This window comes from Natrinema ejinorense (assembly GCF_002494345.1).
GTDB lineage: Archaea > Halobacteriota > Halobacteria > Halobacteriales > Natrialbaceae > Natrinema > Natrinema longum.
This window is the reverse complement of record NZ_NXNI01000001.1, coordinates 543727-563386: the sequence shown is the minus strand read 5'-3', so window position 1 is coordinate 563386 and position 19660 is coordinate 543727. Positions and strand designations below refer to the sequence as shown.

General features: G+C 55.8%; 17 protein-coding genes and 1 pseudogene. 13 read left to right on the top strand and 5 right to left on the bottom strand.

Going from position 1 to position 19660, the window contains the following annotated elements; genetic code table 11:
• Window positions 1-36: 36 nt before the first annotated feature.
• Window positions 37-789: a GNAT family N-acetyltransferase gene (locus tag CP557_RS03005; RefSeq protein WP_097378539.1), complete on the bottom strand. Its 753-nt coding sequence runs from the start codon at window positions 787-789 to the stop codon at window positions 37-39.
• 186 nt (window positions 790-975) lie between these two features.
• Here CP557_RS03005 and CP557_RS03000 point away from each other — a divergent pair, with 186 nt between their 5' ends.
• The 5 genes and pseudogenes from CP557_RS03000 (at window position 976) to CP557_RS02980 (ending at window position 4583) form a co-directional block, all read left to right on the top strand.
• Window positions 976-2070 carry a succinylglutamate desuccinylase/aspartoacylase family protein gene (locus CP557_RS03000; RefSeq protein ID WP_097378538.1) on the top strand — a complete coding sequence of 365 codons (1095 nt, stop codon included), beginning with the start codon at window positions 976-978 and terminating at the stop codon, window positions 2068-2070.
• Between the two features lie 163 nt (window positions 2071-2233).
• Window positions 2234-2662, top strand: coding sequence for a succinate dehydrogenase, cytochrome b556 subunit (gene sdhC / locus CP557_RS02995; protein WP_097378537.1), 429 nt, complete (start codon window positions 2234-2236; stop codon window positions 2660-2662).
• Window positions 2662-3027, top strand: coding sequence for a succinate dehydrogenase (locus tag CP557_RS02990; RefSeq protein ID WP_097378536.1), 366 nt, complete (start codon window positions 2662-2664; stop codon window positions 3025-3027). Before sdhC ends, CP557_RS02990 begins: the two co-directional genes overlap by 1 nt.
• Before the next feature lie 16 nt (window positions 3028-3043).
• Window positions 3044-3313 (top strand): annotated as a pseudogene (locus CP557_RS22880) (2Fe-2S iron-sulfur cluster-binding protein); the annotation flags it as partial.
• A 259-nt stretch (window positions 3314-3572) separates the two neighbouring features.
• Entirely contained in the window at window positions 3573-4583 is a 1011-nt protein-coding gene (locus CP557_RS02980) for a methyltransferase (RefSeq protein WP_097378535.1), read from the top strand.
• A gap of 16 nt (window positions 4584-4599) precedes the next feature.
• Here CP557_RS02980 and CP557_RS02975 read toward each other — a convergent pair whose 3' ends face one another.
• Window positions 4600-5940: an NAD(P)/FAD-dependent oxidoreductase gene (locus tag CP557_RS02975; protein ID WP_097378534.1), complete on the bottom strand. Its 1341-nt coding sequence runs from the start codon at window positions 5938-5940 to the stop codon at window positions 4600-4602.
• Between the two features lie 402 nt (window positions 5941-6342).
• Here CP557_RS02975 and CP557_RS02970 point away from each other — a divergent pair, with 402 nt between their 5' ends.
• The 6 genes from CP557_RS02970 to CP557_RS02945 all read left to right on the top strand — a co-directional run bounded on the left by CP557_RS02970 (window position 6343) and on the right by CP557_RS02945 (window position 12202).
• Window positions 6343-7257 carry a UbiA family prenyltransferase gene (locus CP557_RS02970; RefSeq protein WP_097378533.1) on the top strand — a complete coding sequence of 305 codons (915 nt, stop codon included), beginning with the start codon at window positions 6343-6345 and terminating at the stop codon, window positions 7255-7257.
• Window positions 7258-7393: 136 nt separating this feature from the next.
• Window positions 7394-7594 carry a hypothetical protein gene (locus CP557_RS02965; protein ID WP_097378532.1) on the top strand — a complete coding sequence of 67 codons (201 nt, stop codon included), beginning with the start codon at window positions 7394-7396 and terminating at the stop codon, window positions 7592-7594.
• 469 nt (window positions 7595-8063) lie between these two features.
• Window positions 8064-8333 (top strand): hypothetical protein, encoded by a 270-nt coding sequence (locus CP557_RS22875; protein ID WP_245852876.1) that lies wholly within the window; start codon window positions 8064-8066, stop codon window positions 8331-8333.
• Window positions 8334-8700: 367 nt separating this feature from the next.
• Window positions 8701-9831, top strand: coding sequence for a hypothetical protein (locus CP557_RS02955; protein ID WP_143825021.1), 1131 nt, complete (start codon window positions 8701-8703; stop codon window positions 9829-9831).
• Between the two features lie 166 nt (window positions 9832-9997).
• The gene (locus tag CP557_RS02950) at window positions 9998-10438 is read left to right on the top strand and encodes an ester cyclase (protein WP_097378529.1); all 441 of its coding nucleotides are present in this window, start codon (window positions 9998-10000) and stop codon (window positions 10436-10438) included.
• Window positions 10439-10840: 402 nt separating this feature from the next.
• The gene (locus CP557_RS02945) at window positions 10841-12202 is read left to right on the top strand and encodes a cytochrome P450 (RefSeq protein ID WP_097378528.1); all 1362 of its coding nucleotides are present in this window, start codon (window positions 10841-10843) and stop codon (window positions 12200-12202) included.
• 287 nt (window positions 12203-12489) lie between these two features.
• Here the strand turns inward: CP557_RS02945 and CP557_RS02940 are convergent, their stop codons facing one another.
• Window positions 12490-13857 carry an aminotransferase family protein gene (locus tag CP557_RS02940; RefSeq protein ID WP_097378527.1) on the bottom strand — a complete coding sequence of 456 codons (1368 nt, stop codon included), beginning with the start codon at window positions 13855-13857 and terminating at the stop codon, window positions 12490-12492.
• A gap of 801 nt (window positions 13858-14658) precedes the next feature.
• Between CP557_RS02940 and CP557_RS02935 the strand changes: the two genes are divergently transcribed.
• Complete coding sequence (locus tag CP557_RS02935) at window positions 14659-15555, top strand: alpha/beta fold hydrolase (protein ID WP_097378526.1); 897 nt, start codon at window positions 14659-14661, stop codon at window positions 15553-15555.
• Between the two features lie 122 nt (window positions 15556-15677).
• Here the strand turns inward: CP557_RS02935 and CP557_RS02930 are convergent, their stop codons facing one another.
• The gene (locus CP557_RS02930; protein ID WP_169924330.1) at window positions 15678-16538 is read right to left on the bottom strand and encodes an SAM-dependent methyltransferase; all 861 of its coding nucleotides are present in this window, start codon (window positions 16536-16538) and stop codon (window positions 15678-15680) included.
• Window positions 16539-16627: 89 nt separating this feature from the next.
• Between CP557_RS02930 and CP557_RS02925 the strand changes: the two genes are divergently transcribed.
• Entirely contained in the window at window positions 16628-17968 is a 1341-nt protein-coding gene (locus CP557_RS02925; RefSeq protein ID WP_097378524.1) for an NAD(P)/FAD-dependent oxidoreductase, read from the top strand.
• Between the two features lie 95 nt (window positions 17969-18063).
• Here CP557_RS02925 and CP557_RS02920 read toward each other — a convergent pair whose 3' ends face one another.
• The gene (locus tag CP557_RS02920; RefSeq protein ID WP_097378523.1) at window positions 18064-19425 is read right to left on the bottom strand and encodes a cytochrome P450; all 1362 of its coding nucleotides are present in this window, start codon (window positions 19423-19425) and stop codon (window positions 18064-18066) included.
• Between the last annotated feature and the right edge of the window lie 235 nt (window positions 19426-19660).

Sequence of the window (19660 nt, the reverse complement as noted above, 5' to 3'; positions counted from 1 at the left end):
GACGAGAAAGAGGGGGGGGAACGTGGCGGCTCGACCCTACAGGTACGACGAGTCCCACCGCGTCGCTTTCCGCCGGTTGCCGCAGTTGTTACACTCGATTCGGCCCATCGCGTCCATCGCGTTGTCGATCGAGTCGCAGTTGCCACAGAACCAGGCGTACTGGTCGTGTCGGTCCTCGCTCTTGTAGGCCGTGTAAAACGGCGATCGACTCCCGCGGGCGGCCTCTCCGTAGCTCACGTAGATCGTCTCGCCGTCGACCGTGAGCTCGTCAATCGCGCCCCACTCGCCGTCGTCCTCGAGGTCACGCTCGACGTAGACGTTCTCGGTAAACGTTTCGTCGCCGATCTCGACCTCGCGCTGGCCGGCCTGCTCGAAACCGTGATTTCGGTAGAACTCGTTGCCGCCCTCGTTGTCCGCGAGGACGAAACACTGGATCCCCGTTGCGCCCTCCTCGAGCAACCGCTCGCGAGTGCGAACGAGCAGTCGCACGCCCGTTCCGCCGTCGCGGTGGTCGGGGTGGACGTGCAGCCAGAGGAGGTGGCCGGTGAGAGCCGGCTGGCCGACGAGTTCGCTCTGGGAGAAGCCGGCGATTTCGCCGTCGCGTTCGACGACCAGAAAGAGCGACCGGTCGTCGGCGAGTTCGTCGGCGATGGAGTCACCGTACCACTGCTCGATCGCATCGTCGATGGTCGCTTCCTCGAGGAAGGCCGTGTACGTGGAGTTGAGCGAATCGTGAGCGATCGAGCGAATCGCTTCGACGTCGGCGTCGGTGGCCTCTCGAATTTCCATGGGTGAGTGTAACACTGCCAGATACAAAACGTATGCCCACAGTCCCAGATTTTGCTTGCCGGTGTTCGATCGAACGCGGCGTTCTCCGGAAAAACCGACATGTTGACGATGCGAGCACGCGTAACGGGCCACTCTCGGAGCTACTCGAGGGAGAAGATTCACGGTGGTTGCCCCGGAGAAGTGTATATGACCGACAACGCGGCGAGCGAGCCGCCCGATCAGTCTGATAGCTCCGAACCGATGGCGGAGGCGTTCACGTACAACGGGGGTCGAGTCGACCCCGGCGAGTCGGCGAACATCCGCTATGGGATCAGCGAAACGTATCTCGGCGATCCCGTCAGAATTCCCGTGACGGTGATCAACGGCGAGCAACCGGGACCGACCGTGTTCCTCTCCGCGGCGGCCCACGGCGACGAATTGAACGGAATCGAGGTCGTCCGAGAGGTCGCCCACGACTGGGATCACTCGATTCTCCACGGGACGCTCGTTTGCCTCCCCGTGATGAACGTCCCCGGATTCCTCGCTCAGGAGCGGTATCTGCCGATCTACGACCGGGATCTGAATCGATCGTTCCCCGGCCGCGAAGGGTCGACCAGCGCCAGGCGGATGGCCCACCAGATCTACACGAACTTCATCGAACCCTGTGACATCGGGCTCGACTTCCACACCTCCACGCGCGGGCGAACAAACATGATTCACGTCCGGGCGAACATGGAGCGCTCCAACGTGGCCCGCCTCGCCAAGGCGTTCAGCTCCAACGTCATCATCGCGGGCGAAGGGCCCTCGGGCACGCTCCGCCGGGAAGCGACCGAGGACGGGATCCCCACGATCACCATCGAGATGGGCGAAGCCCACCGGTTCCAGCGACGCCTGATCGATCAGGCACTCACCGGCGTCGCGAGCGTGCTCGCCGAGTTCGGGCTCCATCGGGACTCCTCGGTCCACTGGCCCGGCTGGCGAACCGTCATCGACGACGACAACGAGAAGACATGGCTTCGCGCGGACGCGGGCGGCATCGTCGACATGAAACGCGGCCGCGGTGCACTCGTCGAGGAGGGAGAAGTCATCTGTACGATCACGAACCCGTTCAAAGAGGAGGAGGACATCGTCACCGTCGAGGCACCGTTTACCGGTCTCATCGTCGGCGTCCTCGAGAACCCCGTCGTCTACCCGGGGAACCCGCTCTGTCACCTCGTCGGCCTCTCGCCGGATACACTCACCGCCCTCGAGCGCGAGCGGCTGACGGAGCGATCGCGGTCGGAACTCCGGCGAAACGACTGACCGATCGCTGGGTTCCCCCGCTCGGTGGCTGCCTCCCGAACGAGTTCGGGTGCCCGTGGCTCGAACTGATTTCTTTCTGTAGCGATTCAGCGGGAGGGAAATCGGGTGAAGTGAGATAAGAGGAACTTCTATACCGCCCCGGTCAAACGGTCCACACGAGCGCATGAGTCAGTCTTACAATCGCGGTCTCATCGAGGACTTCGGTCGCTGGAAGGAGTTCTCGGCCGGCATGTGGGCGTGGATCCTCCACAAGTTCACCGGGTGGATCCTGATCGGCTACCTGTTCACTCACATCGCCGTGCTGAGCACGTCTATCAGCGCATCAAGTCAGAGTACCGGAGTCATCCAAGCACAAAACGACGTCTACACCACGACGCTACAGGGGCTCGAGGGCCTGTTCCTGATCCGGCTGCTCGAGATCGGCTTGCTCGCGGTGGCCGTCTTCCACATCCTGAACGGCCTCCGCCTGCTGATGGTTGATCTCGGGATCGGACTCGAGTCACAGGACAAGAGTTTCTACGCCTCGCTGGTGTTGACGGGCGCGATCACCGTCGCGAGCGTTCCGACCTTCCTCGCGGGGGTAACGCTCTAATGGCGGAACGCTACTCCTCGTTTACGCCCGGCGGCACGCGCTGGTTCCTCCAGCGGGTCACGGCGGCGTTTCTGGTGGTCGTTCTCGCCTTCCACTTCTTCCTCTTACACTTCGTCAACCACGCCTACGAGGTAAGCTTCCTGGGTACTCAGGCCCGAATGCAAAACGTTGGGTACCTGTTGACAATGGTGTTGTTCCTGATCACCGCTACCTTCCACGGTGTCAACGGCGTCTACAACGCGCTGGTCAACCAGGGGTTGGAGGGAACGCAAAAGAAGGCCGTTCTGGCAGTGCTGGTCGTTGTCAGCGTCGGACTCGTCGCGCAGGGAACCTACGTCGCACTCACGATGAACGGGATGATCTAATACGGAGGGCCCTCGTCAACTGTTCCGCTATGCCCCCGAAGTGGCGGACAAGCAGAAACCGCTTCGACGACTTCCACGTGCCCTTCGAGAAGGAGATGGCGTCCTCGACGCGGTCACGTACGCCCGCGACGAGTACGACTCCTCGCGTACTTCTGTCGTTCCTGTCGGCAGGCCGTCTGTAGCTCCGACGCCCTTCTTCGTCAACGACAAACGGCGACTCGGCTGCAAGACGCAAATCGCGGACCGTGAGCGGGAGCCCTCTCCCTCGTCGGTCGAACTCACGGACCATTCCTGACTCGAGTCGGGCCCCACCGTACGGGAGAGAGCGCGGTCGTTACGGGCCTCCTGTTTTCGCCGCCTTAGTAACAGAGACAGTGAATCGGTCACACGACACGTCCGTCGATGCGTCGAGATAATCAGGGGACAACCTAGTTATTCGATGAAGGCGGGAGTGGGATCGCGCTCTGCATATTATGTAGCGATAGTATAAGTAAATATTATATACTTCAGTAAATTATTAATGGCTTCGATAATTTGTTGTGTTTATGTCTGGGGACGTCACGCCGAATCGTATCATTCAGACGGGATTCAGATTCCTCGCATCAAAAGCGCTCTTTGCCGCCGTCGAACTGGGGGTATTTACCGAGTTAGCGGAAGAACCGCTGACGCGAGAGGCGCTCGAAGAGCGGCTCGATCTCCATCCGCGAGCATCGGCCGATTTTCTCGATGCCCTCGTCGCGTTGGGCTTTCTCGAACGTGACGACGGACTGTACCGAAACGCGCCCGATGCCGATCTGTACCTCGACCAGAACAAGGAAACCTACGTGGGAGATGCGCTCGCTCTGGGAAACAATCGAATGTATCCGGCGTGGATGAACCTCGCGGACGCAGTTCGAACCGGGGAACCTCAAGTCGACCTCGATGACGACGACGAGTATTTCAACGCGCTCTACGAAGCGGACGAGCGTCTCGAGCGGTTCGCCAGTTCGATGACGGGATTCAGTCTCGCGGTCGCCACCGTTATCGCGGAAACCTTCGAGTGGGAAGAGTACGAGACGGTGTGTGACCTCGGAACTGCCGAGGGGCAGGTGCCGGTGACAATCGCTGAGAAAAATCCCCATATAGAGGCGACCGCGTTCGACCTTCCGAAACTCGAACCGATATCGATGGAGTTCATCGCGGAACGCGGAATGGACGACCGGGTCTCGTTTCACGGCGGTAACTTCCTTGAGGACCCCCTCCCGGAACACGACGTGTTCATTTTGGGCCGTATCATCCACGACTGGGGACTATCTGGTAAAAAAGAGATACTCGAACGTGCCTACGAGGCCCTGCCGGAGGGCGGTGTGCTCCTCGTCTACGGGACCATGATCGATAACGAACGTCGCGAAAACGAGATGGGGCTGCTGGTGAGTCTGAACACGCTCGTCGAGACGGCGGATGGCTTCGATTACACGCCACAGGAGTGTGAGACCTGGCTTCGAGAGGTGGGATTCTCGAAGACGGAAGTGCGGGACCTTCCGACCCCCGAAACGATGGTGGTCGCGACGAAGTAGCGATACTGAACGACGTCTACGTCAAGACACGCCACAAGATACCAGGGCGTAGCAGTAACGTAGGGGAGTGTTGCATCGCGAGTACCCGATAGAACGCGTCAGCTACCGTCGGGTCGGAGTGAGCGCTACGGATTACTCGAGAACGGTATCGGTTGCGGAACCCGGAACCTCTGGGCGACGGACCGGATGTCTGGGGGAACCGGTGGTCGCTGTCGACCGCCAACTGCCACGCGATATCGACGACCGCCGTGACCTGCTCGAAGAATCGAAGCCCGATGTCGTCAGGTATCCCGTCTGCGAGGAGGTGGTGTAACAGTAGCGCTTCGAGCGCCGCCACTGACATGCCTTGTGCGTAAATAGGGTTGAAGCTCGCTATCGCATCGCCGACGACGACGAGATTGTCGGGAAACGAATCGATATCCTCGTAACGCCAGCGAACGTTCGACGGGAAGAAGTAACTCCGGACCTCGCGATCTATCCACGGCTGGGTAGTGAGGAGTCGCTCGACGTGAGGGATTGGGAGATTCTCGGCGATCGACGTGATCGTCTCAGCGTTCGGCGGTGGCCCGTCGGAATGCATCTCTCCGAGGATCGCAAGCCACCGACCGTCCTCTACGGGAAAGAGTCCGCCGTAAGAGGTTCGGGACGGGGAGGGAGAAACGACGAATAGTCGGCGGTCGGTCGGCGGCCGTTCGATCGCGACCGTGTTGTAAGAGACGTCAACGCGAATCTCCTCGGCAGGTGGCGATGGGTAACCGTGGTTTTCCAGCCATGTGGGTGTCTGGGACGTGCGGCCGGTGGCGTCTGCGACGAGAGCAGCGGATAGTGTAGTTTGCCCACATTCGTCCTCAACCACCACCCCCGTGACTGCCGTTGCATCGTCGCTGAGCAGGTACTCGACGAACTGGCAGTTCGACCATACTTCTACGTCATCTCGTGCAACAACACGCCGGCGGACGAGATGTTCGAAGAGCGGCCGGCTCGCGGCGTACATCGGGAGGCTGCTTCGCCCGTCTGCAACGAAACCCTCTTCGATGTAATAATTGAAATCAGTAGTAACGTCGATGAACAGCCCGCCGGCGGAGACGAGTTCTTCCCCGTACCCTGGGAAGAAGTCCTCCAACGTCGCCCGTCCCGCTTCCCAAAGCACGTGTGGATGAGCGCTCTGAGGAACACCTCCGCGTTTCACCGCGTTCTCAGGCAACGAGTCGCGTTCGACGAGGATGACCTGATCGAACGCATCGGCTACCACGCGGGCCACGCACAGTCCGGCGATACCCGCGCCGAGAACGACTGCCTTCCCACCACTCTCGTCGACGCGGTTGCCGTCATATCGCCCGAATTTCGATAGCGTCATCCAGGGCAGGTATAAATTCTAGAGACTAAAATTTAATTAATACATCTCAGAATAGTACCCTTCCCGTAGCAGTATCTCGTCTTCAATTGCTGCAGGTTGAGCTACCCACGGCTAAAGCCTTCGGAGAATCCATCGGTCCCTGAGCTGCATTCCATTTTCCTTTACCATAACACATATATTATAACGCAATAAAATTTTAGATGTGATGGGGAGAAATCAAATCCTAAAGCGAGCCTCGAGTCGAGTTGCAGTTGAGCCGAAATACCGGGCGCTCGATTGCGGCAGCTACCACGGTCCCTATCGACGAATCGGGTCGGTCAAGCCTGTACTCGACACGGGAACGACCGCAGAATACGATGATCGCTCGGACGGCTGTCGGTCACAGCGAGGGGTGAACGTGAAATGAGTTACACAAACGAAATTCTAGCCCAGGATGTTAGTACAGTCAAACAGTTATCGTTATTTCTCAAAAACGGAACGTTCATCGTATCGTTAGCAGCTATCGCACAGGTATACGTCATCAGCGTCTTTCTTTCGATCCAACTCAACGCCGCCGTCGGTATCGCTCCGCTGCTAGCGTTTGGGGTCTATGGGATCAACAACCTCACTGACAGCGAAGAGGACTTCGTGAATCAACCGTGGAACTCACAGTACTCCCGCCGCTGGAATCGATTCATTGGGGTTCTGAGCGTTGTCCTCCACTTCGTCGGCGTCGGAATCGCGTTCTACTACGGCAGCCTCGTCGCTGGGTTGCTCAGTCTCATCCCGCTGACCGCACAGCTGGTTTATTCGAGCGCCTGGCTTCCGTTCAAGGAAATAAAACGCTTGAAGCAAGTGCTCGTACTCAATTCGTTCATCGTCGCCGGGGCGTGGGTAGTGAAAGTCGTTGCGCTCCCTATCGCGCTCACGACCAATCACGTACCACTTGACACCGCTATTGCCGCCGGACTGTTCATTTTCGTCAGATGGTTCATGTCCGTGGAGGTCGCGAACGTTCCCGACATACACGGCGACATTTCCGCCAACGTCGATTCGGTTCCGATCAAGTACGGAATCGATGGTACTCGACGGATCATGTACGGCCTCGAGATACTTTCGGCACTCGTACTTTCGTATCTCCTCGTCACCGTCGAAACCCCAATCGCAGTCCTCGTGGTGCTGCCGATACTGGTTTATACAGCAACCGCCGAGTACCTGTTCTGTCGCGAAGGGTGGGCAGAATATCTCAGCATCTCCTGGGACGTATCGTTCGTCCTGATGGGTATTGTGGTCGCCGGAGCCGACTTCCTGACCGGATTACCTGGCGGGTTCTTCTGACTACCCAAAGGTGGCACCAGCGAGGTTAAACTGATCGACGGAATAGCCGCTGTTTTGATCCGGTTTGGCTCCTCACTGGCGAACCTTCGTTCGCAAATCCAAAATATATAAACCATGTTGTACCGAACTGAATATTATGCCCGGCCAGTGGAAATTCGGTCTGAATATTGTCGTCGAGAACATCAATGACTTACGCGAACTGTTGTGGGACGTGGCGACATTTTTACCGAGCTCTGCGATCTTTCTCACAATCGGTGTGTTACTGGTTGCAGTAGCCACGGGCTTGCTCGGGTTCCTCTCGCTGAGAGCGGCCCTCAATCCCCTGTTGTCAGAATGAGCTGTCGGAGGAAAAAACGCCGACAGAAATCAGTATGGATCCGTACGTAAGGAATCGTTCGGACCGCTATCAGGTGATCGATCAATGGCCAGAGGGGTTCGGATGGATCGCTCATCCAGAAGAGTTGACACAAAGAGCGAGTCACGCACTCCTGGGTGACGACGGCGTCTGGCTCTTCGATCCGATCGACGCATCGGGGATCGACGAAGAGATCGACGAACTCGGAGACGTAGTTGGCGTCGCTGTCCTCTCGAACTACCACTCTCGTGACGCCGACATATTTGCACATCGATATGATGTCCCGGTCTACCTTCCGACGTGGATGAGTCGTGTCGAACCACGCATTTCTCACTCTATAGAGAGGTACGACGCCCGACTCGGTAACTCGGGTTTTATCGTAGATGGGTGTCAGCCACTCCCGGGCTGGCGGGAGGGGATCGCGTTCCGAAAATCAGATAGGACGCTCTACGTGCCGGACGTTCTGGGAACGGCGACACTGTACACGGTTGCGAAAGAGCGAATCGGAATGCACCTGCTGGTCCGATTGCGAAAATGGTTAGAGCCGCTGGCTGATGTCGAACCTGCTCGAATCATCGTCGGTCACGGTCGCGGGATTGACTCCCGCGCGTCCGCCGAACTGTACCATCTCCGAGCGAACGCACGCCGCAATTTCACGCAAGCGCTTCGCACGAACGGATGGGCCCAGTTACGTTCGTTTCTCGGTGCCGTCCTGTACTGATTTCCGGGATTCGGTTTACGTCGTCTCCGACCGATTCCGTTCCAGTCTCCGACGGTCACTCCCGTTCCGTAGCCGCAAGGAGAGCATTCGAGCCGGTTTCGGATCCTCACGAATGCAAACTGACGCCTAACCGCAAACCTCACGCTCGCTGGAACACATCCGACGCCGTTCCAGGACCGGAGCGCCAAACATCAAATTTCCGAACTATAGATTCACCGGTATCGTCGGATATCCGGCAACACGGGCTAGTGCACATCACCCACCTCGTCTTTTGCGCTCGAGAACCGAGATTACGGAACTGTCGAGTCGCTATGGTAGCTGCTGAAACGAGTGACACACTGATCGCGACGCTGCCCCGCGATCAGGTGTGCAATGCCTTTCAGGCACTCCTATAGAACAGCACCAACTATGTCACAGACTGACACACTACCATCAAATTTATATCCATTACTGGGTAATAAATACTATGGATGTACATGAATTAGAGGAGGCTGATAGAAAGACACCAACCGTATTATTAGAATGTTTATATGATTCTGTCGACGAGAACGCGGTTGATACGCTAGATCCCGACACAGTTATAGACAGAATCAATAACACTACGCTTCCATCGCCGGTCGAGTCACTTGCGGCGGAGTACGACGACCGGATCGGAATCCGAAACGAATTCGTCTGGAAGTGGATCTACGAATTGTTCCCATACTGTACGCTAGATACCGTATCCGAGGAACTGTTCGAGGCCACACGGACGCGAAAGACCCTCTTCACGATGTTCATCACGATCCTCGACGACATCGCAGAGGTAAATCACGATCGGACGACATTCAGACAGGCGCGAAAGATTCCGTTTCCTGACGAGACTGTCACTACTGACGGTGTCGACTCGGCATCGGTGTCTATGGCACGGAACGTTTGGGATGAGTTACGTCGAGAGATTCACGACGCGCCACGTGCCGACGAGTTTACCGAACTCTTCCGTTACGACACGAGGCAGTCTATTAATTCGATAGACTACTCACGGCTTCTTATCGAACAGCCGGAAACGGCGACACGGAGCGGTGCCATTCATTACGGCCCCCATAACATGGTCGTCTTTCCGTACATCGGCATCGATCTGATGGCTTCGCCGACATTCGAACGAAGCGATCTCGCACCGCTCCGGGAACTCCTCTGGAAGATCCAACGATTGGCACGGATCGGAAACTGGGTCTCTACATGGGAACGCGAAATTCGGGAAGGTGACTTCTCGTCGGGAGTCGTCGTCTGGGCGCTGCGAGACGGAATCGTCGAGCCGGAGGACCTCAGAGAACGGCCCGAATCCGCGATCGAGGCGATTCGTCACAGCGAGGTCGAAACCGAGTTGATGGATCGGTGGATCTCGTCGTACGAAGAACTCACGGACAACGAGCTAACGGCCGCCTCAGTTGACCTCGACGAACTCCTCGAGGGAATGAAGATGGTAATGATCTACCATCTAATCAGCGAGGGCTATAAGTAAAGTGCGGCCGAGCGACGAGTTTCTTCGGTGCCGCTTTTCGGGTTCGGACGAACCCCGACCCTCCCGCGAATGGATGTCTCAGCAACCTCCGAGATTACTACCGCTTCAACAATATATTAACTATAGAAAAACTTTTAATTATTAACGTAGTACTAGAGAATGGATCATGTCAGAAGCTGATTCAGCCCTCGAAGCGACAGAGCGATGGTTTGTCGAAGTGTTCAACGAGAACAACCCCGACGTAATCGACGAAATAATCGCAGAGGATTGTACGTTCCACGGCCCCGAAAGCCTCGGTGCGAGCGATAAACAGGGGCGTGAAGGTGCGCGATGGTTCGCGGAATCGTTCAACAGTGCATGGCCCGACGCCGAATTCACCATCCACGATATCTTCACCGAGGATGATCTTGTCGCAGTCCGGTGGACCATGACTGCCACGCACGAGGGCGAATGGCTTCCGAACGAGATCGATGGTGGAACGGGTGCCGAGATTGAACTCCGAGGAAACAACATCCACAGAACCTCCAACGGGAAACTCGTGGATATCTGGCCCCAGCAGGACACACTGAAAATGGTCACTGCTATCGATGCAGTTTCGTGGGGGTAACCGCCCCACACCGGGAGGATAGCCCTCTCGGTGCATCACAACCCGGGTGAGCTACCCTACTCAACCGTTACTCCGGTTTTGTACAACGTTCTTAGCAGAGTATTCCCTCTCATCGACAACTCGTAGCTCACGTTCTGCGCTGAAATCATCACAAGAGCCACCGGTTCGAGTTTCTGTTCAGAGACTGGAAAACACACCGGAGATAGCTCGGGATCCTCGGACCGATCCTCGTCTTGACGTAGACGTTCTATTTCCTAGAGATCAGTGGTAGATCTCCCTTCAGAGTTTACTCGGCTACGGATCTCGCTACTATGAATCCTATCGTCTCAGTATTTATTTTATATTGCTAAGCACATTTATTATACGAATAGGTTTTTATTTTATGAGCACAATAGCACTTTCATGGCACTTAGTAATTCGAATTCGAGTGCTCTCCCCGAACCGCCACAGCCCGACGGACATCCCGTCATCGGAAATGCACTTACCTTTGTCGGAGCGAACGATCCAGTCCGATTCTTGAACAAAATGTGCCAAGAGCACGGGGACATACTCAAAATGGAAATGTTTGGGTCCGAATACTACATCACGCGTAATCCAGACGATGCCCAACGCATATTCCACGACAACAACGACAATTATATGAAGTCCGAGAGGCAAAAGAAAGTCTTCGAAAATTTCTGGGGAGAGGACATATTGAGTAGCGAGGACGACCTCTGGCAACACCAGCGAGACGTCCTCACACCGCTTATTTCTAAAGGAAAGGCGAAGTCTATCGGCCCCCATATAATGGAATACACGGAAGAAATGACGGCGTCATGGAACGATGGGGAAGTCGTCGATATTCACAAAGAGATGATGGCGCTGACTATTCGAGTAGTGTGTAAGGCGGTTTTCAACTGGGATGCCAGTGAGTATGGCGAATCCATCGGACACAACCTGAAAGTCGCGACTAGCCATCTATTCAGGAACTCTATGGGCGTATCCGTTCCGGAGTGGGTTCCAACACCACAGAATCGACGGTATCAGAACGCTGTTGAGACGTTGGATTCGATTGCCGACGAAATCATTCGAACTCGCAAGTTGGCCGACGACGACGCCGACGATCTCATCACTCGGAGTCTCGACATGCGAGACCAAGTGGACCGAAATATCAACCACAACGTGCTACGGGAAAAGGTCAAAACGATGCTCTTTGCCGGTCACGAAACGACGGCACAGGGGCTGACGTTTTCGCTCTATCTTCTGGCACGTCATCCGAAAGTGGTACGAAGGCTCCGAAACGAATTCGACGAAGAGATCGACGGTCAGGAGCCGTCACCGGATGATCTGCCGAATTTAGAGTACCTCGATGCCGTTTTCAAAGAAGTATTGCGATTGTATTCGCCGGCGTACAGCGTGAACAGAGAGCCGCTCAACGACGATGAACTCAGCGGCTACCACATCTCCGCAGGCAGACCAGTCATCGTCTTCCAGTGGGGGATTCAGCGTAATCCACGCGTGTGGGACGACCCCTACGCGTTCGACCCAGATCGGTGGATGAAAGAAAGCAATCCGTGCGATCACGAGTACGGCTATGTGCCGTTTGCCATGGGTCCGCGCCGCTGTCTGGGCCAAGGGTTCGCAGAAGTCGAATCGAAATTGATTCTGGCAAAAGTTCTACAAGAGTACGATCTGGAACTCGACACGGAGCCTCCGATCGAGTTAGACTGGGCTGTCACGACTCGGCCGAAAAACGGTATCGATATGATCCCATACCGGCGCTGAATAGCGTTTTGATCGATTTACCCCCTCGAACTATAGGAAGAGGCGCTGGGGCCGCTTCGAAGTCCGTTTTCGGGCGAACGACGACAGTGACGGACATCGGATAACGTCTGTCCGGTACGAGATCCTGATCAGCGAAGAGCGTGTCCCTCCCACTCGGTCGTTCAGTGTCGACATTGGTCGGCGGAACCGACTCGTAGGCAACTGTCCGCTGCTCACCGAACGAAACAACTGCAGAGAAGTAGCCGTCTTCCGATTCTACCGAGTCGTTGCTGTCTCCGACTGGTCGGTTACGCAACACCGACTCGAGCTAATGCGTCGCCGACGGCGGTATAGATCCGGTCGACCATGTCATCTACCTGCGTTTCTTCGATCGTGAGTGGTGGGGCGATAACGAGGAGATCCCCGTTCTTTCCGTCGAGGTGGCCACCCTCGGTCGACAACAGGACGCCGTTGTCAAGACCTGCTTCAACGAGCGCCTGTTGCAACTCGAAATCAACATCGAGTGGCTCTTTCGTTTCTCGGTCCGCAACGAACTCAACCCCGTGTAACAGTCCAACGCCACGGACGTCACCAACCGCATCATAATCGTAGAGCGATGTCAATCGCTCACCCAAATAACTGCCCACAGTAGCGGCGTTCTCGACGAGTTCGTTTTGACGAGTGAATTCGAGAACGGCTTTGGCGATTGCGGCGGTTCCCGGATGGAAACAATTCGTGTACCCGTGTGCAAATCCGTGCGGGATTTCTCGGAACACTTCTACAACTCGGTTGTGGGGCATAACGACACCGGCAGGGGCGTATCCTGCTGTTACCCCCTTCCCAGTGACGATAATATCCGGAGTGATATCGTACTGCTCGATCGCGAAATTGGTTCCGGTTCGCCCGATACCGGTGAGAATTTCGTCGACGACGAACAATATATCGTACTCGTCGCAGATTTCTCGGACCCGTTCGAAGTACTCCGGGTGGGGCCGTTCACCCTGACTCTGGCTGCCACCGACCGGTTCGGCCATGAATGCGGCTACGTTTTCCGGTCCGTGTTCCAGTACGAGCTGTTCGAACATGTCCGCACATCGTCTTCCACATTCGCTTCCGCCACCACCACCACATAGCGTACATCGATACTGGTTGCCTCGAGGAGCTTTTGGGAAATCCTGTAGCAATGGATCCATATGAGTGGTATACATCTCGAATCCCGTCGCAGACAGGGCACCGAGTGTAGTTCCGTGATAGCTCCCTCGCCGAGTAATGAATTTGTGCTTCCGTTCGTTTCCTCGTTCTGTGTGATACTGTCGAACCATCGCAATCGTACTTTCGACCGCGAGCGATCCGCCTGAAACGAGCCACGCACGTTCGAACCCGTCGGGCATGAAACCCGTTATCGTCTCACCGAAGGAGCGAACGGACTCCGTGGTTTGCTGCATCGGTATGTACTCGAGGCTGGAGAGTTGTTCGTATGCGGCTTCTGCGATTTCTTCTCTCCCATGTCCGATAGTGACGTTCTGGTTACCGGAGGCAACGTCGATGTACGTGTTGCCGTTAGCATCGATTATCGTTTCTCCCACTCCCTTCTCGAAATCTATATTTGGGGTGTGGAAATTCTGTGGGAACAATCCATCGAAGTGTGGTTCCGTGTACGCCGGTTGTTGTCCCATAACATCAGATCGTACCCTATCTATTTCAACTCTTTGTTCATATAAAAAGTACGTAGAGATGTTAAATAAGGGAAGCTAGTATTGATGAGAGTTGGCAGGCAGCAGCCTTTTGAGATGGCGGTAGGGAGTACGATTACCGACCTGTCCTCGTTGATTGTCGCTTCCCACTAGCCAGAGCGCTCGAATCTCAGGTGCTGTGGGCAGGCCGTTCGAGCTCGAGGAGTGCGTTCGGTTCTTTCGCCGATCAGACCGTTTGGATCTGGCATCGCTATAGTACTCACTGGAAGTCATTGCACGGCGACATCGCGGTCAATGTATCACTCGTTTCAGCGATTACGATACCACAGTGTCGAACGGTACCTATCCGTTGACGCGGCGCTCTCTCCCCGGCGAACGAGCTATGTTTTCCAATTCTCTATTAATAATATCTTTATGATATTATATATGAGTTTAAGTAGGATCAAGATGAGGTTTTTGGCAGAGACCAATGATCCCGATACCGGACTTCGCGTGGTGGACGACAGACCTCGGCTCTGGAGACAGTGAGTTGCAGGACGATACGTGTTCTATACACTGGCACCGTCTAACGCTGGTCGATAGCCCCTTTCGTCCCGGGCTAGATAGGGACGTCTTGGAAAGAGCCAACTCGGAAGCGTCATCACTTCGACCGGAATGTGAACGTTCTCTGAAAGAAGTCGGCACCGGCGGCTCGTCACCGGTCAGAAACGGTACCGTTCGAGACGGAAACGGATTCGTCCGAAGAAATGATACCGACGGTAGAGGACTGGGGCGGTGACTACGATGGCTGATCACCCATCGGTCGACGCATCGTTGGTGGATACCCGCTCAGCCGAATCCACATACAGGGATGTCAACGGTACCACGTTACATGTAGTCACAGCAGGACACCAAGAGGATCCGCCCGTCGTACTCCTTCACGGATTCCCTGAATTCTGGTACTGCTGGCACCGCTATGTTGACCCACTCGTCGACGCTGGATATCGAGTGCTCATCCCGGATCAACGGGGATACAACTTGAGTGAAAAGCCACCACGTGTCCGATCCTATCGACTCACGGAACTCTCACGGGATATCCTGGGGCTGATCAAGTCGACGGGGCATCGATCCGCTCACGTCATCGGACACGATTGGGGCGGGATGGTAGCATGGAACGTCGCACATCGATATCCGGCCAGCGTCGATCGGCTCGCTATTCTGAACGCGCCTCACCCAGCCGCGTACTGGCAACACCTCCGTTCGAACGTCCGACAGCTCGGTAAGAGCTGGTACGTCTTTTTTTTCCAGTTACCCCGACTCCCCGAATGGATCGGACGGCGAAACGATTACCGGATGTGGAGTAACGCGATTCGTGACGACCTCGGCCCGGAGGAGTTTACCGACGCGGACGAGCGGTTGTACCGTGTCGCGTGGAAGCAAGATGGAGCCCCCACAGCGATGATTAACTGGTATCGTGCATGGATACGCCACGATCAAGGGTCACCTCGCGATCGAATTTCGAATCAGACGCTGGTAATCTGGGGAAAAAACGATCGGGCATTGCTACCAGAACTGGCTTCTAAAAGTATCGAGTACTGCAACAACGGTTCTCTCGTCCGAATCCCCACTGCGACGCACTGGCTCCACCACGAAATCCCAGACCGCGTCACCGACCTTCTTTTAAGACACCTCGAGAACTGAGTCGAGGCGGGAGGAGCAATGGACATCTCATTCCAAATCGGAACAGGTCCCCGTTCGCTCGGGACGAATACGCGATTCGGAGTTGAACGGGACACGAAAGCTAGATTGAACTGTCATCCGAACTAAACTGTAGCCGAGACGATATTGTACGTCAAGATACGTCGCCTGAAGACGTGATACTGGTTAGCAAGGTTTAGGAGGTGGTTCGCCTTCTTTTCCGGCATCAGGTTGAGTTTCTTCTGTAACTTTATCAAGTAGAGATAGTGACGACCGAGGGCGTTCGATTTTGCGAACGGCATGATGTTTTCCGTAATGTCCTCGACCTCGACGTTCTGGAGGCCCTTGGATTCCATATCTCGAGTGAAGTCGTCGATGTAGACGATATTTGGGACGGACCATCCCTCTTCGAGTTGTCTCAACATCTGTTCTTCCTCGGTTGAGGGATATCGCTTCGCTTTGAACCCCTCGGCGATCACGAGGCGACCATCGTCACCGAGAACGCGCCGTGCTTCCGTAAGGAAATCCCCCTTGTTTTCGGCGTATACGACGGCTTCGATCGCCCAAACGACGTCGATCGAGTCGTCCTCGACGGTCTGCATTTTCGTTAGATCGTCGTACCGAAACTCCGTCCGGTCCGCGACACCTTCTTCCCTCGCATTCTCCCGGGCCTGTTCGAGTTGGTGTCCGACGATGTTGATTCCGATCGACTCAGTTCCGAGGTTCTTCGCGGCCCAGATCGCGGGTCCGCCAACGCCACACCCGCAGAATAGCACTCGGTTATCGGCGCTGATATCGACCGTTTCGGCGAGTTTCCTGTTCAACTCGTTCGTCCCATCACCGTCGGTCTTCGCATTGCCGTTCTCGGCGGCGTAGCCGTAATGAATGTTGCTATGACCCTTCTCCTCCATATACGTGTCAAATACGTCACCTGCATCAGTGAAGAATTTCTGTATCTCTTCGTTCGTTTTTTTCGAGTTTCCCATATTAGTAATATCATATAGAGACCATTTAAAATTTTCCATCAAAAGTTATGGTTGGTTTTATAATACAACCGCGAATACAGTGCGATTTAATGGTACTGGAAGCCGTTACTCGGTACGATGATAGTCGGGTTTCTCAGAAACAGGGGAGAGCAATCGTCGTCGGAAGCGGTGTCGCCGGGCTGTGTGCGGCCCGCGTTCTGGCCGACCGGTTCACGGAGGTCATCGTCATCGAACAGGATCCGCTACCCGACGAGCCAAGCACACGACGGGGCGTCCCTCAGGCGAGCCAGCCTCACGTACTTCAAGAGGCAGGTCGAGCCACGCTCGAAGATCTGTTTCCAGACTACGGTGAAGCGTTACTTTCGACCGGCGGACTATTGATCGACGCAGCCAGTGACCTCTCTTACTACTACGACGGTGGATATCTGGCCAATGGACCGAAGCGAATACCGATGTACTGTGCAAGCCGACCGCTGTTCGAACGGACGCTTCGCACCCGCGTCACGGCCATCGACGAGATCACCGTCCGGACCAGGACGACCCTCATCGACTATCTCACCGAAGATACGACGAGAATTCACGGTGTCGAAGTACGCGGCCAGAACGCCGAGAAAACGGAACTCGACGCCGACCTGATTGTCGACGCAACTGGACGAACGTCCCGAACACCGAATTGGCTGAAAGAGCACGGCTACCGTCCCCCGCCAGTCGAGGAAATACAGGTCGACGTGACCTACAGCACCGTCGTCATCGACCGGCCGACCGATGAACGACATGCCATCATCGTTCCTCCGTCCCCACCTCGCACTCGAGGTGGGGCCGTTCTTCCGATCGAAGACGGCCGGTGGCTCGTGACCGTTCAGGGAATACACGGTGAGAGAGCCCCGACCGATCCCGACGAGGTCGTGTCGTTTGCGAACAGCCTGCCGAACGACGAAGTGGCACAACTGCTCGAGACCCACGAGTGGCTCGGCGACGAAGTCCGTCACTATCCGTTCCCATCGAACGTTCGGCGGCGATACGAAGCGCTCGACAGGTTTCCGGACGGCCTTCTCGTTACCGGGGATGCGATCGCTAGTTTCAATCCGCTCTACGGCCAGGGGATGTCAGTAGCCGCTCTGGATGCGTTGGAACTTCACCACGCGCTCGCTGCAGGCCAGCGTGAATCGCTGTCATCCCGTTTCTTTCGCCGCGTCGCGTCAGTTATCGACACGGCTTGGACGATCGCGATCGGTGCCGATCTGGAGTATCCACAGGCGAACGACCCAACGCCCCGGAAAGCGAAACTACTCGGCTGGTACCTGTCTCGATTACGGCAGGGAGCGCAATCGGATGGGACGTTGACCGACGCCTTTCTGCGGGTATCGACGATGGAGAAAGACCCGCTCTCATTGGTACGCCCCAGCGTGATCCGACGAACATTGTTCTAGGCTCTGACAGCCATACATCGAGTTAGCGACTACCGCATCGGCCGTGATTCGGACTGTTCCGTATCCAGACGGGCGTCTGGGACCCGTTTGCGGGATCACCGCGAGTGCGGAATCATATCGATTCCGTTTTTCGGCCGGGTCGTGACGGCGAGGTCGAAATCGATCGGGGGTTCCGTGACGAGTTCGAGATCGCACTCCTGAAGGATTGTCGCAAGAACCAGTTTCGATTCGAGGAGTGAGAACTGTTGTCCCGCACAGCGTCGAGGACCCGCTCCGAACGGTATATAGGCGAACTCGTTATCCGCCGGCTGACCGTCTTCCAGCCACCGATCCGGATCGAATGTATGCGGTCTGTCCCACACGCGGGGGTTCCGGTGAATTCCCCACTGGTAAACGATGACCATTGAACCTGCGGGGATGTGGTAGCCGCTGAGTTCGTCGTCGTTGATCACCTCTCGATTTATGCTGTACCCCGGTGAATACACCCGGAACGACTCTTTGATAACGGCTTCGAGGAAGTCCAACTCGGAGAGATCCTCCGCTGTCGGACTTCGACCATCGAGCTCGGCATCGAGTTCCTCCTGGAGCCGCTGGCGTATGTGCGGATGTTGCGAGAGCAAATAGAGCGTAAACGTCAGCCCCTGTGCCGTCGTTTCGTGTGCCGCGAAGGACATCGTCATCACTTTTCCCCGCAAGATGTCGTTCGTAAGTTCCCTGTCGCTGTCGTCTCTCATCTCGAGAGTTCGAGTGATGAGGTCGTCGACGTCGTCGTCGGCGTGGCGACGAGTCGCGATGATCTCGTCTGCGATAGCGTTCAACGTCTCGAGTGCGTCCTTGAAGCGGCGGTTCTGTGGCGTTGGGAGCCACTCTGGCGCAGTGACTCCAACTGAGTCCTTGAACAGATAGGTAGTTACGGTTCGCAGGTTCTCACTTATCGTCTCGCCGTAGCCGTCGGCTTCCCAGTTGAATATCACCTTACACATTACTCGAGCGGTGAGTCCCATCATCTCCCTGTTTACGTCGATTACCTCCCCCTCCGTCCAGGAGTCCAACATCTCTTCGGTGTAGTCGGTTATATCGGGACTGAAAGAGGCGACTCGGTCGCGGGAAATTACCGGTAAGAGGACGTTTCGCTGGTGTCGCCAGAGCTCTCCTTCACTGATAATAATGTCTTCCCCCATAATCCGCTTGAACCCTTCCTGCTGTGCAGACGATTTTTCATAATTGGCGTTGTTCGTGTCGAATACCCGTTTAGCGTCCTCAGGACTGCGAGTGATGTAGACTTCGTTGCCGAACATCTCTAATTTGACGAGATCGCCGTGATCTCTGCACGCGTCGTTTAGGAACTGAATCGGATCGCTTGCACCGACAAAATCAAGCGCATTTCCGATCACAGGATAGCCGTTCGGTTGTGGTGGTTCGGGCAACGTGCTGGGGTTCGGTATCTCGTTACGCATTCTGTTAACACATTGTACTGATTGAATAAATAAATATTTGGCCTAGTTTATTTATTAGGGGAGGAGTACAATATGTGGCAAGCCGGCTGACCGATACGCGCTCGACCCCACGAAAACGACCGGTCTCGCCCGAACCGTTCGAACGAAATTGAGTCACCGAATCAGTGAAAGTTCCGACCGGTTAGCCCGTGGAAACCGGCCTCGAACAGGCAGACAAAACGAGTTTAATCCGATG